General features: G+C 49.7%; 1 protein-coding gene. It reads right to left on the reverse strand.

Annotation, left to right across the window (positions count from 1 at the left end):
* Nucleotides 1-32: 32 nt before the first annotated feature.
* The gene (locus J8M00_RS25740; protein ID WP_211013249.1) at nucleotides 33-19,925 is read right to left on the reverse strand and encodes an SDR family NAD(P)-dependent oxidoreductase; all 19,893 of its coding nucleotides are present in this window, start codon (nucleotides 19,923-19,925) and stop codon (nucleotides 33-35) included.
* Nucleotides 19,926-19,950: the final 25 nt, after the last annotated feature.

The following is a 19,950-nucleotide window of genomic DNA, read 5'->3' on the forward strand; positions in this document are numbered from 1 at the left end:
ACCACGAGGGGCACTGTGTTCATGTCATGTTTTTATATCGAGTCTGCAAACTGCACATTTAAATAATCCGCAAACTCTCGAATAGTCGGGTTTTCGAGCAGCCAAACCGGTTCAATCTGGATACCCAAGTTTTTACTTAAACGCGAAGAGATCTGCATAGCCGACACGGAATCCATGCCATAATATTGTAGTGATTCATCGACCGAGATCTCCTCAACTAACAACGCGTGTTTCACGGTGTCCAGCACGATTTTTTGGATGTCGCGCGGCTCCTTCTGTGGCAGCTCAGCCGCCGACACAGCTGCCACTTTGAGAACGGCGTCTTCAGTAAGAGCTTGGCTCTGGCCAAACAAGATGCCATACACTTTTTCTACTTGAGCATCGCTGAAGTGATTGACATCAAACTGAGCTAACATGCCAATCATTGCATCCTTAATAGTCCCTTTGTCGCCGTCACTCAAGTGAGACTGGTGTGTCGACCATTCGGTCAAGAGCTGCTCCAGTTGTTCCGACTCGGTTAACACCGTGTCTTGCCTATCGACGTCAAAGAAACGTTTCGCTTTGTCTTTATCGGAGATCCCGACAAACCCGACCACAGGCTCAGATAAATTCAAGCTCTCACAAAACATTGGCATCGCAACCTCCATATCGATGGGGACCATACCATGTTTTTGCATTACATCCATTCGCGCAGCTGGCATATACCGGTCTACACTCCACCCTGCCCAACATTGTGATATCGCTCGACCAGAACGTAACCCTTTAGCTGTGAGGCCATTTCGATAACGTGCAAAACTATTTTGGAAGGCCGCTGAATAGCCGTAATCTGTTCCGCCTCGCAAGCCAAAAGCTGCGATCGACGAAAACATCACAAAAAAGTCCAAAGGCGCTTCAGCAAGGCACCTATCCAGATTAACCGTACCTGTGACTTTTGCCTTTATCGTGTCACTAAATTCCTGCCAACTTTTTGCTACCAATAAGTTATCGTGCACCAACCTTGCCATATGCACCACCCCATGGATCGGCCCCACTTGTTGAGCAACTTGCTCAAGGGTTTGCTGCAGTGCCTGTTGGTCACAAATATCCACTGCATGGTAATGGATACGTCCTTTGTATTGGTTGAGCTGCGTGCACAGCGCACGCTGTTCATCATCGAGCACAGAGCGAGACAGTACCACAAAATTGGCCTGCCAGGTTTTCACCAGTCGTTCACATAACAAACGGCCAACGGGACCAAATCCACCCGTTATGAGGTAGGTTTTTCCATCCTCAAATGCAATCTGCTCGGGGGCACTCTGCACCTCATCTTGGTGGTATTCAGCATGTAGCTCTATTTGGCGCTCACCTTGATGATACTGCACTTTTTTAACCGCTTTGTCGACGCCATCGCTTTGCAACACTTCTTGTAGCAACATTTGTTGTAATGTTTGCTGTTGCGATCCATGCTGGATCAAAATAAAGCGATAAGCGTCATTTTCGCGCGTCACAGATTCATAGAACCCGGACATAGCATCAAGATACGCTTGACTGGCTGCTCTGTCTTCATAGATATAATACACTTCGACAGCCTGCTGCCAATTATTTTTCATGGTGGCTTTGAGTAACCCAAACAGTCCCTGTAGGCCTGTTTGGGCTTCTCGTGCACTGTCGTTTAAGCTGTCCATGCACAAAATATAGTCAGGCAATGACGCTAATGAGTCCATCTTTGCGGCCTGCTGATATGAAAAGCAGGTAAGCGCTGGGAATTCGGCCAGTTTGGCTTTATCACATACTTGATAGAGCAATTTAGCCAACGCAGCTGTTTGAGGTTCATCTCCCAATAGATACAAGGTTTTACCTGCTAACTGTGCTACGGCTTTATCCCAGGAGTCGACAGCGTCGAAAGGAGATGCCGCATAATGAGGCTTTGTTAACAGCCAAGAGAAAGGCTGCGCATTGGACTCCGGTGCCAACGCTGTGCCACTATCAACCTCCTCAGATGAAGGCACCCAATATTTTTTCTGTGTAAAGGGGTAAGTAGGCAGCGGTACTCTGCGACGCTCAGAGGCTAAAAATAGATGGCTCAATTCAATGCGATACCCTTGTACAAACAGATCGGCGATGATACGCAATGCGTCGTACTGCTCCTGCGCGCTTTGGCTGCTGCTGAAGCGCTCCACACATTCATTGCTATATGCTTGCAGTGACATTTGTTTTTTAAACGCTTTTCTATCAAAGTGCGCATAACTGTAGGCGGGATCCTCTCTGCCTTCGATATAGGTCGTTAAAACTTGTGCCAATTCTTGCTGATCACGAGCAACCCACGCCAAGCGGTGTGCACAGTGCTTCCGACCATTAAGCAGGGTAAAGCTCGTTGCTGCCAGATCAAGTTCTTGACTTTGACTGTGTGCCAGGAGCTGTTTGGCCATGATCAGCAACTGAGGTTGTGACTGTGACGACAACACAAACAAATACTGTGCTCGTGGCGGTTGGAGATGTGCGCTAACTGGCGCTTCTTCGAGCACTAGGTGTGCATTAGTGCCACTGAATCCAAATGAGCTGATCGCGGCTGTTCTTGGTTTACCCACTGGCTGCGCCCACGGAGTGAGCTCAGTATTGACGTAAAATGGCGTATCGGCAAAATTGATCTGCTCATTGAGCTTTTCGTAGTGAATAGTCGGAGGCAGCTGGCGATGTTTTAACGCCATTAAAACTTTGACCGCACTGGCAACGCCGGCAGCCGTGATAGCATGCCCCATGTTGGACTTGATTGACCCTACAGCACATGCATTGGCAGACTGAGCGGCCTCTGTCTGAAAACTCGCCTTTAGACCCTCACTTTCAATTGGATCCCCTAAACTGGTGCCTGTACCGTGGGCTTCGATCAGTTGAATATCCTCCGGAGCAATGTTGAAACGACGGTGAACCTCTTTTATCAGCTTTTGTTGCGACTTTGCGCTCGGCGCTGTGATGCCATTGCTGGCACCATCTTGATTGGTACCACTGCCTTTTATGACGCCGTGGATGTGATCGCCATCCGCCAAGGCATCCGCGAGTCGTTTCAGTATTAACACACCGACTCCTTCAGCGGGTACAAAGCCATCCGCTGCGGCATCAAACGTCTGACAGCGGCCCTGTTTAGACAGCATATTGGCACGGTCCGCTTGCAGATAGAATTCAGGGGTTGATTGCACAAATACCCCGCCAGCAAGCGCCACATCCAGCTCGCCGGACCACAGTCCCTGACACGCTAAATGAATCGCAACCAAAGAGCTTGAACAGGCCGTATCTACTGCCACGGCAGGCCCCATCAAGTTTAAGTAATAAGATAACCGCGCCGGGGTGATAGAGCCAGCATTCCCCCAAAATGCTTGAGCAGGGGCGTCTTGCGACAACATGTTCTTGTAGTCACCGCTATTACAGCCAACATACACTCCCGCTTTTTCACCAAAGTTGGGATCACCGGCATAACCTGCATCTTCAAGCGCTTTCCAAGACTCTTGTAAGAACAATCGCTGCTGTGGGTCCATATAGGTTGCTTCGGTCCCTGAAATATTAAAAAAGCCTGGGTCAAATTGCTCTATGTCACGAAGAAAGCCCCCTTGAGCACAAAAATCTGTGGATAGCCCAGCGTATTTTGACATATCCCAACGTGTTATTGGCGTCACGAGATCAACGCGATTAGCAATGTTTTGCCATAGTGCATCCACGCTCTCAGAACCAGGAAAACGACCACTCATCCCCACCACGGCGATCGCCTCATCTGGATATTCGCGTCGAGTTGGCAGCTGTTGCACATCCTGTTTCGGCGTTTGCTGAATGTCATTGCTCGAAGACGTAGGATCATTGCCCAAAGCGGTGTGAAGCACTTGCGCATCGTCAGAGCTATTGATATTTGGGGCGATATTGAGCTCTGAGTAGCTCGTCAAAATATGCTCTGCTAACTGCTGTACTGACACATAATCAAACAACACTGTGGTACTGAGCTCAATGCCTAATTGTTGGGAAATACGTTGTGCCACACCGACCCCGGAGATAGAGTCCAAACCATAGTCCGCAAACCCTTCGTGGGGATCGATATCAGCCACAGGAACTTTCAATGCATCACACAGAGCTTGTGTGATCACCTCATAAATTGCAGCTTGCTGCGCATCATCAACGGCTTTTGACTGACTGCTGTGTGTCGCCGTCAACTCGGGGAGCGCTGACACCGATACTGTTGTCTCGGCGATATCAGGGTGTTGTGCCAATATATGCTGACAGAGCTGCTCGACATTGACATGGTCGAATAACACCGTGGTGTTGAGGTCAATGTTAAGTTCATTGGAGATGGTTTGCGCGACATTCACACCTGTGATGGAGTCTAGCCCATAGTCTGAAAAAGCTTCTGTTGGTTCAATCACCTCTGGCGGCACTTTTAATGCGTGAGACAGTGCACGCGTGACGATTGACAGCACTTCAGCCTGAGTGGTTTGCGACGATTGCACAGGTGCAGCGCTACTAACTGATGGCTCAAGGTGTGGGCTCTCATTTTCAGCTTTGTCTGATAACAAAGACACCACATACTGTGCCAGTTGCTCCACATTAACATAGTCAAATAGTGCTGTGGTATTGAGATCTACGTCCAACTCAGTGGAAATGGTTTGCGCCACATTGACGCCAGTGATCGAGTCTAAGCCATAATCCGAGAACGCTTCTGTGGGGTCAATTGACGCTGTAGGCACTTTTAATGCCGCCGAAAATGCCTGCATGATCACTGCGTTCACCTGAGTTAGCTGCTGCGCAACTTGCCCAGAGCTACGGGTGGCTGCGGACACGCTCTGGGTCTTCTGCGCTGCCGGCTTACCGACATCTAGGGGAAGATCCGTGCTGTCCACCTGCTTGGGTATCATATAATTGCCATCACTGATCGCAATGACAATTTGCTGACCCATGCCATGAGATTGTGGCGCGGGGAAGTAGCTTTGGCTAAAACCCTGTGCAGCCAAACAAAGTTGCCAGCCTGATGAGGATAACCCCGGCGAATACGGCATTCGCAAAGCAGCATCTTGATACAGCCACCAACCATCTAACAAGCCAAAAGTCAGATGGCTATATACAGAGCGCTCGCTCAGTTCATTGAGGATCAATACCCCATTGCGTTTAAGCAGCGCTTTGGTGTGTGCCAAAGTGGTGCTGATACTCTTCGTGGCATGTAATACTTGTGCTGCTATGACGATATCGTAACTGCCTGTACTCACCCCTTGCGTCAAGAGTGGTTGTTCGATATTAAGCAACTGCGTTTTGATAAATGGAAAGTCTGCCACATAGTGGGTTTGTGCATGATTGAGAAACGCCTGAGAGACATCGGTGTAACAATATTCGGCAATCTGTGGCGCAAACGGTCGCAGCTTTTCTAACAGTCCAGCTGTGGTGCCACCCGTGCCTGCACCTATCTCCAGAATTCTTAATTTACGGCCATGTCCCTGTTTTTGCCAGGCTCGAATGGCTGAACAAACGGCCAGTGCGACGTCATGGTTAAAGTAATCCGACACCTCATTATTTTTATACACACCTTCTACCAAAGCCATGGACGACTGAGGAAACATAATATCGGTGGCTTTTATCTTACCTGTGATGATATCAGGTAGAGCCGTGACCATGGCATCCAATAGCGTCGCTTTTGCCGCGATCAGGTTGTTATCTTGATTGTGTTGGCAATATTGTTTCCAACGCTGCCAGCAGGTGTCCGCATCCAGTGTCTGCGCTGGTTGCAATGAGAGTAACTGCTGCCCCCCTTGTTTGATCCACCCAGCTTGCTGCAAGAGCTCCACACTGTACGTCAACCACTGGCTAAACATCGTCGTATGATACGCACTCAGCCCCACCCCTTGTATACTGCCAACCAGATCGGACATGCTCACTTCTGAACCTGTGTGCCCAGCAAAAACTCCCGCAGCACGTAATTGTACAGCTAACAAAGGCAGCAAAGCTTCAGCCAAGGTTTGATTGGCTTGCAGATCTAATTGTCCAAGGTGTCTGAGGGCTTGTTGACGTGCAGCTCCCTCTTGATAGGCCAAGTCAAATTCAGCCTGAATATCCGGTAATACATATTGTAGCGCTTGAGCACGAGTGATCTGAGCATGCTCGTTCACGCCGCCGATCTGTGCCCTGCTGTCCACACGAATAAATCCAAGTTGTGGCTCATCACTGCTCAGTAAGTGATGGATGGCTGCCATGGCAGGCTCAGGCTGGATAGATAAGATGCCAGCTTTCTCCATTCTCTGACGATAAGACGTGTCGCTCACTGCACCGACATCACCCCAATAACCCCAGTTGATCACGCTCACTTTGCATGACCAATGGCGGTTTATTTGCGTTGCGAAAACATCTTCAAACACCGAGCCAGTGGCATAGTTTGCTTGCCCTGGATTACGTGTAAACGCAATTAAGGATGAGAAAAACAAAGCAAAATCCAACGATTCAGCCTTAAATGTTTGTGCCAAACACAGGGATATATCCACTTTAGCGCTTAAACAACCGAGGAACTCATCCTGTGACATTCTGGCCAAACTGCGATCTTGCAGCACCAATGCTGAGTGCACCACGCCATGAATGTGCGAGTGGCGTAATTTAATTGAATCCAACGCGTCACGCATCGCAACTGGATCACTGGCATCTGCGCACAGATACCAAGGCTTGGGGCCATATTGTGCAAGACGCTCCATAGCGTCGCTGATCTCAGCATCTTGTTCACGACGGCCAATCCAGACCACATGGGCTTGATGGGTTTTAATCATCATTTCACTCCACACCTGACCTAAACCGCCAGCGCCGCCAACTACCACATAAACCCCGCCATCGCGGTAGGGCTCACTCGACACACTCGGTGGCGTATATGGGTAAAGTTGTTGAACAAACCACTGCCCTTGTCGGTAAGCTATCGATACACCATCGGTAGCTTGTTCAACACGACTCAGCGCGTGTATTGGCAAGCCACTGATAAAATCGCTATCCACAGCAGTGACATGCCAGTTTTTATACTCTTTAGCCAGACAGCCAAATAGGCCATGTAGACTTGCATAAGCGGGATCGGCTCCTTCATCCGGCAAAACGGAAAAGGCATGGATCGTAACCAGTTTGATATCCAGTGCCCGATTTGCATAACCACACTGTAGTAGTGCCTTGATAAAGTTAAAGCAAAGCAATGCGCTCCCTTTTTGTGTACTGCTGAGCTTAGTGTATGCAAGGTCTAAATCATTGCCTGATGCACTGTCATAGTTCAGTTCAACGTTGGCAGCTAAACACACGATTTCATCAAATTCGCCAGCATGAGTGATCTTGTTGACAATGTCCTCGACGGAGTAGCTCTCTTTGAGTGCAATGCTTGTGCCTTTGTTATATTGCAATACGCTGAGCGCTTTTGAGTAGTCTCCTAGCTCAACCACTAACGTATTGCGTTGTGTATCGAGACGTTCATGCTCAGCGGCAACGGCTACAGTTGTCCAGCGCGGTATCAAATATTGATCCCACGCGTCGTTCGCACTTGCTAGCGATGAGCTCGCGCTCTGGCTTGAGCTGGATTTGATCTGCTCATCTGAAGGCGTTTGATGTACGCTGCCCGGTCCATGATATGGCATCACTGCTAACTGTTTAAATTGCACGCTTAGTTCACCTTTGTTATTGAATACCTCAATATTGAATTGATGTTTTGCCCCCTGCTCGTCTCGACTGCACAGCACCCACATAGTGGCACTTAGCGCTGCGTGAATACGCACTTGCTGACATGAAAACGGCACCATCAAACGTGGATCCGCATCTTGTATGTAAAATGCTTTGATTGCTTGCAAAGCCGCATCCATCAGGCCCGGATGTAAAGTGAATGTACGCAGCTGGCTTTCCTGTGTCGGCGCAAGCGCGATATTGGCAAGCGCCTGGGTGGGAGTGACGTACAGCGCTTGGACCAAACGGTGTGTCTCACCATATTCAATGCCGTGCTGCGCAAAAGCCGCATAGAAATCCGCTGGTGCTATGGCGCGGGCACTGTCCATTAATTGTTGTAAATCCGGCTGTTTATTACCACCAAAGCGGCCGTGTTGTGGATCCCGCTCCTCGATGTTGATCTGCGCATTCATACACAGCGCGTCATTATGTTGCACCGTAAAATCAATGCCGCTACTGCCTTTCGGGGTCAGAGCCATCTCAATACGGCCACCTTGTTCAGCCACGACCACAGCGCGGCGCCACACCATATTTGACAGCGAGAGACCATGGCTATCCGTGAGTTTATGTACGTCTTTGGCAGCTTGCACCGCCATTTCTAGATAGGCCACACCAGGCAGTACTTTTTCGCCACTCACTTGATGGTCGCGCAAGAACCACTCCTGCCCGTTAAAATTGTTTTCATAACGCACGCCCGAAAAATTGGATGTATTACGTTGTAACAACGGATGCTGATGTGGCGTCACAGGGGCAAGTTGTGGCGCATCATCACAAATTGATGTGTACCAATATGAGTCCTGCTTGAATGGATAGGTCGGCAGAGATACGCGACGAACTTGTTGGTCTGTAAACCACAGTGCCTGCGCATCGACCTTTTGCCCTAAGCACCAATCGAGTAACCACGGATATGCGGTAAAATCCGTAGCGGCTTGGATTTGTTGTTCGTTCGCCACTTTGATATTTGCACTGAATACACCTGTCGCGGCTTGCCCACCCTGATAAGATGTCAGCTTCTCAACCAACTCAGTGCGAGAACTGGCGATGATCACCAAACGCTCTTTGAGCGCTTTGCGTCCAACTTGCAGCGTATACGCGATATCAGCAAGAGCAACTGAGTCAAAATGCCCCGCAGCAAACCACGCTAAGAAATCACTGACCAATGTACTCAACTGCTGAGGTGTTGCAGCAGAGAACATATAAGGCAGCGCCGCATCACTGTCATCGGCTGAACTACGCGCAGCCACTGGATACTCTTCAAGCACAATATGTGCATTCGCCCCGCCCGCGCCAAACGAAGAAATACCGGCGCGATAAGGTAAAATGGTGTCCTCTCGCTGCTGATGTGGCCAATCTTCATAGTGAGTTTGTAGTTGCAGCAAAGAATGCTCAAAATCAATATTTGGATTCAGTGTTTGAGCGTGAATTGAAGGCACTAATTTTTGATGCTTCATTTGCAACAGCACTTTGCTCACACCCGCAACCCCTGCTGCCCCCTCACAGTGTCCAATATTCGACTTTACTGAACCGATGCGGCAGCTAAACGATGCACTGCTCATGCCTTTAAAGGCTTTTTCTAAACCTGCAATTTCAATCGGATCGCCCAGTGACGTGCCTGTCCCATGGGCCTCGATATAGCCAAGCGTGGTCACATCAACATCTGCACTGGACAGCGCGCTACTGATCACCTCGGCCTGTGCATTGGGGCTCGGCACAGTGTAGCCATTGGTTTTACCTGCGTGGTTAATAGACGAAGCTTTTATCAGGCCATAGATTTGGTCATTATCCCGAAGTGCCTGTGAAAGTGGTTTCAGGATAAGCGCACCACACCCTTCACTGGGCACATAGCCATTGCCATCCGCGGCGAAGCTCTTACAACGCCCTTCTGATGAAGCAAAGTTGCCCTGCGCCAAGTTTAAATATTTATTCGGGTGCAGATTTAGGTTAACCCCGCCAGCAATCGCAGCATGACAGTGGCCATTGAGAATGCTTTCACACGCTAAATTAATTGACGTCAATGACGCTGAACACATGCTATCGACAGCCAAACTAGGCCCCGTAAAGTTGAGACTAAACGACACCCGATTAGCAATTGAGGCAGCACTTCCACCGAGTGAAATCGGGGTGCCATGCACACCTTGCTGCGCGCCATAAAGTTGATATTCTGAATACATGACGCCGACAAATACCCCCACTTTTTCGCCCAGTAGGTTGGCACCAGGCTGAGCGCAATAAGTATCGGCATAACCAGCATCTTCTAACGCGTGATAGGCACACTGCAAGAATATACGCTCTTGCGGATCCATAAATTCTGCATCATGGGGAGAGATATTAAAAAATAAGGGATCAAATTCATCTACGCCATCAATAAAACCGCCCCACTTACTGTATGTTTTTCCAAGTACCCCTTTGCGCTCATCAAAGTAACGACTGTGATCCCAACGCGAGGCCGGTATCTCAGTAATGGTATCCACACCTTGAACGAGATTTTGCCAAAACTCATGTAGCGAACTCGCTTTGGGATAGCGACCTGCAATCCCAACGATGGCAATGTGCTGTGGTTGCGCTGGCAAGGCAGCTGTCAGTGTCGGCTCAGTATGAGGTGCTGATAATACCGTGTTTTCCTGATGCGATGCTCCCCCGTGTGGTGCGCCGCTGTGCTGAGCGAGTTCACCTTCAATGGCGGTTTCATCGGGCTCAGCGACACTCGAGTCAGGCGCAGTGTTGGGCGCAAAGTGCGCTTGCAATTTGTCAGGGAAATGCTCTGAAATATATTGGCTGATCTGCGCAATGGTATTGTATTCAAAAAACAGCGTTTTTGGTAAACGTCCGCATATTTTCTCAAGCGCACTGGTCATACTCACCACCATCAGAGAGTCAATACCATAACGCTCAAAATGCGCATCGCTGGTAATATCTTCCAGTGCGATATCAGTATGTTGGTGCACAAGTTCACGCAATAGCTGCGCAACATTATCAGTGATCTGTTGCGCAGCCACTGGCGCGTGCTGCGCCGCGCTAATTTGCTCACTTGAGTTGAGTACTTCTGCGCGCTGTTGGCGCTCAGGTGATTGATTAAGATAGGTATTTAACTCGTCAAGCGAGCCTGCTTGATACAGAATATGTTTGTCGATACTTTCACCTAACTTTGCACTGAGCCTATCGATCAGCACGCTCCGTTGTGTCATATCAAAGCCGTATTCATCAAATGCTAGATGGGTGTCCAATTCATGGGCTGCCACACCCGTCAATTCGCAGCTTTGTGCTATCAAAAAAGCCATTGTCTGATCAGGTGATTGGGACTGAGTTGGTGCGTTAAACAGCGCCCGGATCCGCGCGCTGACACCATGCATGATAAACACATTGTCGTGTCGACTCTGTAACACTTGATAAAGCGTTTGCAAGCCTTGTTGCGGAGCCAGGGTGCTCATCCCCCACTCTTGGTGCATGCGCGCAAGAGTCGGCGCATCAATTGCCATTCCCTCGGTACCCCAAATAGGCCAGTTGATGGACACAGTGCGACCTCTGCGTTCACCACGTTGAACTAACTGATTGCGGTACGTCGCATACCGGTCCATAAACTTATTGGCAGTGGCGTAATTGCCCTGACCGACATTCCCCAATACGGCGCTAACAGAGGAAAACAGCACCAGATTTTCAACATCTAAATGTTTGGTGGCGGTATCTAGGTTCACCACGCCAGCAATTTTTGGTTGGTATGTCTGGTGCAAACGCTCTGGAGCCATATAAGCCACCAAACTGTCACGGGTCACGCCAGCACAGTGCAATATCGTGATACATTTCAGCGCATTTTGGTGAGCAGCAATAAAGTGGTTGAGTGCCGCCGCTTGAGTCACATCGACACTGTGGTAAGAAGCGTGACCACCAAGCGAGTTGAGTTGTGCGATCTGCTGCTCGGTGTGCAGATCGGCTTGACGCGACCCCAGTAAGAAAATACGTGCGGTACGGGTGTGCTGAACAATATCTTGTGCAATCGCGTAGCCAATCCCGCCCAAACCGCCAGTGATCAGATATACCGCATCGTCACGCCACGGACTAAGGGCCGCTACATCAGGGTTGATCTCGGTCCAAGCTTCTCGGTATAGCGTATTGTTTTTATATAGTAAATACGCTTCATCCATATGATTAGCTGCAACGCAGCACAGTTCATTTATGTGTGCTTGGCTGAGCGGTGCTGACCCTTCTGGTGCTGCAATGTCGATAAATTGGCAATGAAATCTCGGATCTTCAAGTGCTGTGGTTTTTAATAACGCGGATAAGCTCGACGTAACCGATGTCAGGATATTTGCCTCACCTTCAGACATATGTGTGGCGGCCACCACTTGTAAGTGGATCTCTGTCAATTGTTTTTGCTGCATCAACAACTGTAACATCGTCAGCAAACAACTCGAATGGCGCTCAAAAGTTTCGTTTAAGTTCTGATGTTCTACGCCATTAAATTGCTCACACACCTGCTGCAATTGTGCCTGATACGGCGCAAAGTCGGTTCCAGCTTGGATCTGTACATGTGTCTCACCCAATACAACAATCAACTGCGCTGTATCCAGTGTAACCCCATCACGCAGTGCTAAATGCACCGCTCGTTCTGTCGCTTGTATCGCGTGGCTAAACTGTAACGTTTGCATGTCCTGCACAGCTGGCACACTCACCTTGTCCGGTGAGGGGGAGGTCGCTAACATGGCTCTAAAACTCAACCCGGTCATGCTCGCAATCAAATTGCCTTCTTCGCTAAACACTTCAATATTCACTTTGTGCACACTGGTGTTCGCATTGAGGTCGGAGGTCATAGTTATATGTGCGCGCACAGTGTCATTGAGTGCGCCATAAATTCGCAATTGTTCTAACGCGATTGGCACCAGTGCCTCATCAATATCACAGCTGCGAGCAATCAAAACCGCTGCGGATTGCAGCACCCCATCAAAAATCCCAGGTTCAATCTCCATCTCTTGTTGCGCAAAGTTTTGCGCTGGGTGTACCACAATATCTGCAACCCCTTGCGTGCCTGAGATGGTCAATTGCGACACTCGTCTAAACTGCTCACCATACGCTATGTGGCACTGCTCAAAATACGCGTAGATAGACTCAGCAGATAGTACAAGTGATCCGCTTGTAGGGAGCTCAGGCACAGCGCGATCTAAAGGCGCAAAGGGCGCTTCCAATTGCGCTTCTCCGCTACAATGCGTCACAGGCTCAACTTGCGAAGAGCTCACTGTACTGTTGATTTCAAATCGCGTGCCAGCCCCGTCACGATGCAGGTCAATGTGCAGCGTTTTTGCAGCTTCATCAAGCACCCAAGGTGTCAACCAGCCAATATTGTTCATCACCAGAGTGTGTCGCTCAACCGGCTTAGTACCTTGCGTGGATATTGACAGCGCCGCACGCACCATCTCAACCATACTGACACCTGGCAGTATCTTTTTGCCATGGATCACATGTTGTTGTAAAAAGTAATCTTGGCTGTCAAAGTGACTGACAAAACGTTGCTGCAAAAAGGTCGACGCGTTGTTATGCACTAATGGATGAAGTTTGTTGGCCTGCTGCACAGAAGCGCTGCGCGGATTTTCAACCTGGTTATCTACCCAAATGGTCTTTTGCTCAAAAGGGTAGTCAGGCAGCGTGATCACCCGAGCTGCACTGTGCTGAAATAGCAGTGAAAAATCACATGCCTCGCCCTCGCTATAGAGCTGTCCAAGCATATCTAGTGCTTGCTGATAAAGTACGTGATTTTGCTCCGTTATCGCTTTGTTTAGTGAGTCCATTGCAAACTGTGCATAGCCTGGGCGCACCGCGCTGTTAGATACTGACTGAATATTGTCATAAACCTGTGTTGCCGGCTCGCCGGCTATCCACTGCTTTAAGGCCTGTTCAGCGTGCGCCAGATTTTCAACCACACACGCAAAGCGGTATTCAAAATGCGTACGCCTTTGCAACAGCGAGTAACTCAGATCCGCACAGTTAGTGACGAGGCCACTTTGCAGATGTGCCAAGAGATCTTCAACGCGGCGGCTGAGTTGCTGCGCCGTCTTTGCCGACAAGCAGAGTAAATAGTGGCTCTGAGTCTCTGTTGTGGGCTGTAATTCAGGCGCTTCTTCAATCACTAAATGGGCGTTGGTGCCGCTAAACCCAAACGAGCTGATCGCGGCTGCTCTGGGGCGCTGTCCACTTGACTGCCAGTTCGAGAGCGCGGTATTGACGTAGAAGGGGGAGTCATCAAACTGAATAGCTGGGTTACCTGTGTTGTAATTCAGTGATGCCGGGATTTTTTTATGTTGTAGCGACAACAGTATTTTGCACAGACCAGCCATGCCCGCAGCCGTGGCGGCGTGCCCTAAATTGGTTTTTATCGACCCCAATGCACTCCATGCGGTGTTACTGGAGTAGTGGCGGTACGCGCGGCTTAAAGCTTCATATTCAATGGGGTCGCCTAAACGAGTTCCCGTCCCGTGAGCCTCAACCATTTGAATGTTTTCTGGATCAATATTGAATTTGTCATAGGTGTCTTTGATCAGACGCTCTTGAGACACTGAGCTTGGCGCTGTGATCCCATTACTGGTGCCATCTTGGTTTATACCGCTGGCTTTGATCACGCCATAAATTCTATCTTTGTCGGCAATGGCATCGCGCAAACGTTTGAGCACGACAACCCCAACCCCTTCGCCTGGCACAAATCCATCGGCGCGCTCATCAAAGGTATAACACTTGCCTGACTTAGACAGCATATTGGCGCGATTAGACTTCAGATAAAAGTCTGGGGTTGATTGCACAAATACCCCTCCGGCAATGGACATATCGACATCGCCATGTCGCAAGCTATCACAGGCGTTATGGATCGCAACCAGAGAGCTTGAACAGGCTGTATCAATGGCGATGGCCGCCCCTTTTAGATTCAAGTGATAAGAGATTCTGGCAGGAATAATTGACGGCGCATTGCCCCAAAAGGCCTGCGCTAGCGGCGCGTCGTCAAACAAGTGGTCGTAATCACCCTGCTCACACCCCACATAGATGCTGACAGCTTCACCATCCATACTTTGCTCGCTGATCCCAGCATCTTCCAAAGCATGCCAACAGGTTTCCATAAACAGACGCTGTTGTGGGTCCATGTAAGTGGCTTCTTTGGGTGATAGGTTGAAAAAGCCGGGATCAAATTGGTCAATACGCGTCAGTAAAGCCCCGGTATCACAATACTCACTCGGGTCAATACCCGGATAATATTGCGATAAATTCCAGCGGCGCACAGGTTCAACCAAATCTTCGCCCCTTTCCAATGCAGCCCATAGCGCGGATAAATTGTCAGCCTTACCAAAGCGACCGCTCATGCCCACAATGGCGATATCGTCATCTGATGAGGTCGAAGGCATGGTTGCTGCCGCACAGCTCTGAGGCGCAGACTGGCTTTGATCCGCATGCTCACCCGCGGTGATTACATCCTCTACCATATGGTTTTCAGGTTGTTCGGGCAACTGCGTTGCAATGTAGTCAGCCAGCCGTGTGATATTGGTATAGTCAAATAAGCAAGTGCTGTGTAAAGTCAGTGTCAGTGCCTCATTCAAAGCCTGAACGACGTTGACGCCAGTAATAGAGTCGACCCCATAATCCGCAAACGACTCATCGACTTGAATGTCATTCACGCTGTATTTTAAAGCATCCGCTATGACTTGCTTAATGGTGTTTTTCAGCGCTGACGTGCTGTGTGCCTGAGGGGCCGCACGCCGTTTGACTAAAGCCTCATCCACGGTATTTACTTCACCCGTGTCACTATTAACCATAGCAGGTGGCAACTGGATGTCAGCAGATGCATGTGATTGTGCAAACCGCACGCCATTGCTTTTAGCAACAATAATTTGTTGGCCCAACACATGTGCACTCAGCTGTGGGAAGGCCACCTCCTGATACCCTTCTTGTTCTAACGCTTGTTTCCAGCCAAGTGATGTCAGTCCTGGACACTCGGGGATCCTGATCGCGGAATCCTCGTGTAACCACCACCCTTCGAGCAGGCCAAAGGTCATGTGGCAAAAGATGGAGTCTTCGGATAATTCATTTAAGATCAAAACACCGCCAGGCTTGAGCAGTGCCTTGGCATTTTTCAATGTGTTGCGAATGTTGCGCGTCGCATGCAGCACATTCGTTGCAATCACCATATCATAGCTGCCACGTTCCACCGCTTGCTCGTCTACTGGCTGCTCTACGTTAAAAATCGCCGTTTTCAAAAATGGGTTGTGCGCTTGATAATGCGTGTGTGCATGCATTAAAAAAGCCCGTGAAATATCGGTGTAGCAGTATTCTTCTACCTGATGTTGCATCGGTTTTAAGGTCTCAAAGACCAGCGCACTGGTGCCCCCAGTGCCCGCTCCAATCTCTAATATTCGCGCTTTTTTGCCGTGCTTAAAACCGTGCTGGGTAATATGCGCAGCCACATCTGCCACCAAACGGTTAAAGTAATCCGAGACCGGATTATGTTTGTAAATGCCTTCCAGTAAGCGCATTGAAGACTCGGGAAACATGATCTCAGTAGCCCGTTTCTCTGCGCTGAGAATTGCCGGTAGCGCCGATAACGTCGCGTCGAGTAAATGGGCCTGTGCCGCAGTTGCCGGATCCGCAGTCCAGTTCGCACACGCCTCGGTCCACTGTGTTAGAATCCGCTCATCCGTCGCCAATTGTCGACCTTGTTCGGTGAGAGAAAAGACGCACTGTGCATCAGCTTCAGCTGTCTGATAAGCAAGAATGCCGCGTTCACACAGTAAATTGATGGCTTTGTGTAGCCAGCGCTGAAGGTAAGAAACGCTTTGCTCTGCGCGCAGCTGCTGCAAACGCTGTTGGAGTGTTTGCACTGTCAAACTCGTACCGTCAAACAAGCCACAGCGGTAAAGTTGGTACCACATATATTGAATGGTTAGCTCATCTGCTGCGCGAAACGTCAAACCACCGGCCAGATCAGCCGCTGCTGGCAACAAAAAGCGATTCAAATCACTGAGATCTAGTGCATCATTCCTCGCCTCTGCGTCGACGTAACAGCGCTGTTTTAGATCTGTATTTGGCAGGTTAGCCGATGCCGTTAAGGCGTTAATATACGCCACTTGATGAAGCTCTGAACGCATCACGATTTCAAGGGTAGCCATCGCATCGGTGATGGTTAAATCCCCCACCCCAGATTTGGCACGCCAGTATTGGAACATGTCAGAGTTGGCCAGTGCGCCCTCAGCCGTCCAGTACCCCCAATTGATGGTTTTCACTTGAAACGATACCGCCCGTTGCAATGCGTTTGATAAGGTGTCTTGGAACAGACTCCCCGCCGCATAATGGCTTTGCTCCGCGGCGGTGATAAAACTATTGATCGATGAGAAGTTCACCAGATAATCGAGCGATTCATATTTTAGCAGCCGAGCCAGATTCACACTGCTTTGCACTTTGGCATCATAGACGGCGGAAAAATCATCAAAGCTCATATTTTTAAAGGCACACGCCTTAAAAACCATCGCGGCATTGAGCACCCCATTTACCCGACCAAACTGCTGTACAATGTTGTGGTAGGCCGTTTGTAAAGCGGCGTATTCAGTGACATCGGCTTGCACATACTGCAATGTCCCCCCTTCTTTGCGCAATTGCGCGATAGATGCTTGAATTTGCGGATCCAGTGCTCTGCGGCCCAGCCAAATCACGTGTACACCTTGATGCTTGAGCATATATTCGGTGACAGCGCGGCCTATTCCCCCGGCCCCGCCCACTAAGATATACACGCCGCCAGGTCGGCACAATACAGATGCTTGCGCTGTTGTTGGTAAGGTATTCGCCCATTCAATCGGCACAAACTGTCGCACAAGCCACTGCCCATTACGATACAAATGAACCCCATCAAAACGCCGCTGTATGTCGCCAAGGATCTGCAGCGGCCACTCAGTGTCAGTCCCCACATCAAACAAACGCACATTTAGCGCCGGATATTCCTTGCTAATACTGCCAAGCATCCCCACCAGAGGTGCGTGCTCAAAAGCAATATCTTCTGGCAAGTCACTATCCTGCTGCATGAGCAATGTCACACAGGTGGGCGCAACAGACAGCTCGTGTAGGACAAACTGGAGCCATTGAAAACATGCTTGTACACAACTGTTATGCTCGTCGCCGAGGATGTCATCACTCGCCGCCGTTGGGATCCAAATGACATGACTAATGTGCTGTGAGGCTATGTCAGCCAATGCCTTATCCGGCGCTTGCTGTGCATCAAAAAAATACATTCTGTTATGCAGTCTAGACAATGTCGCCTGTTGCGAAACACTCGCCCCCACCACACACACAGCGCCCTCGTGATACACAGTGCTCGCTGCATCATTTTGAGGCTGCAATTCGACTGGTGCCCAGCGCGGTACAAGCGCACACTTTCCGACTCCCCCTTCCATATTCTCTCCTTGCGTTGCATGCTGCACGGTAATTTCTGATGTCGCCGCTTTTGGCTCATGCCGTACTAGATCGTCAGCCTCAGGTAACGACTCAAACCAGCACTCTGATGGCTCGAAGGCATAACTGGGCAAGCTGATATGCTGCGTCAGTTCCGGAATAACCTGATGGTGTTCGATGTCCACACCCTGTAACCACTGCGCCGCTTGGTCATACACTTGCTCAACCTTCTGGTGCTCACTATGAAAGGGCTGACCGTATGACTGCTCAGCAACCGCCGCGATGGCATTTTGTAAATTCGCTAACAGCGCAGCTTGTGAACTGGCTATTACCACAACCCGTTTACTAAAGTGCGTGCGATGCCTGTACAAGTTGGCACAGAGCTGCGCTAACACCAAGGTAGTTTGACCTGACAACCAAGCGTGCATCTTGGTCAGTTGCACCTGCAAACTGGCCTCGGTTTTGGCCGAAAACACAAATATATAGGGGGATTGTGCCGCTTTTGGCGGTGCTGGCTGCGCCCTTGCAGGGGCTTCTTCCAGTACAATATGTCCATTGGTACCACCAAAGCCAAATGCACTGACGCCTGCACGCCGCGGCAGCAAAAAACCTTGACTGTCGGTGCGCTGTTGCCACGGTTGCGCGTTTTGCAGTACATAAAACGGCGAGTCATCCAATGTGATCCGCGGATTGAGCGATTTAAAATTCGCCAATCCCGGAAGTACACCGGCTCGCATGGAAAGCAAGACTTTGATGATCCCAGCAATGCCCGCAGCCGCTTCAAGGTGACCGATATTAGACTTGGCCGAGCCAATGGCACAGTACTGGGTGTCGGTGCTGTGTTGAAATGCATGCTGAAGTCCCTGGATCTCTATCGGATCACCTTTTGGTGTCCCGGTGCCATGAGCTTCGATGTAGGTCATCGAATCTGGAGTCACCTGCGCATTGTGCATTGCACGTGAGATAACCTGCGCTTGCGCTTGATAACTTGGGTAGGTCAACGTATGGGTTTTACCACAGTGATTGACCGCCCCCCCTTTTATCACGCCGTGGATCTGATCGTTGTCTGCCAATGCAGCCGCCAAGGGTTTTAACAAAATCAGTCCGGCCCCTTCACTGCGCACATAACCATCAGCGCCGGCATCAAATGATTTACTCTGGCCGCTCGGAGACAACATCCCGGTTTTTGAAAATGAAATGTGTCGCGTGGGGGTCAAGATCAAGTTGATACCACCGGCCAGCGCCAAATCTGTCTCCCCTAATTGCAGGGATTGCATAGCACTGTGTACCGCGTTCATCGACGCCGAACACGCGGTATCCACAGTCACACTCGGCCCATTAAAATCATAAAAGTGTGAGATCCGATTGGCGATAATGGCATTGGCGGTGCCAGTAGACTGATAGGCCTCTATGGGCCTCTCGTGTTTTTCTAACAGCTCTTTATAATCAAAGTTAAACGCCCCAATATACACCCCCACGTTTTGACCAGCCAGCGATTGCGGTACCACCCCAGCATCTTCCATACATGCCCATGAGAGTTCTAGCATGATCCGTTGTTGCGGGTCCATTGCCTGTGCAGTGGAAGGAGAAATACCAAAAAAACGGTAGTCAAAACAGTTCACTTTGTCGATGAACCCACCCCATCGTGAATTGCTCTTATTGACTTCGACGAGTGGATCGCCATCGTAATGTCTCCAATCCCATCTGGTATGTGGAATATCAGAAATACAGCTTTTCTGAGCCAAAAGGTTTTCCCAGTACTGATGATAATCTTCAGCTTTGGGAAACCGGCACGCCATACCAATAATTGCGATATCTTTATGTGAAATTGTCGACATTCTTATTATCCTTGAATACTCGTCT

The sequence above is a fragment of the Pseudoalteromonas luteoviolacea genome, assembly GCF_018100925.1.
Classification (GTDB): Bacteria; Pseudomonadota; Gammaproteobacteria; order Enterobacterales; family Alteromonadaceae; genus Pseudoalteromonas; species Pseudoalteromonas obscura.

Excerpts from the sequence above, each read along its gene's own strand:
- J8M00_RS25740 (WP_211013249.1), bottom strand. The coding sequence starts at position 19,925 with ATGTCGACAATTTCACATAAAGATATCGCAATTATTGGTATGGCGTGC.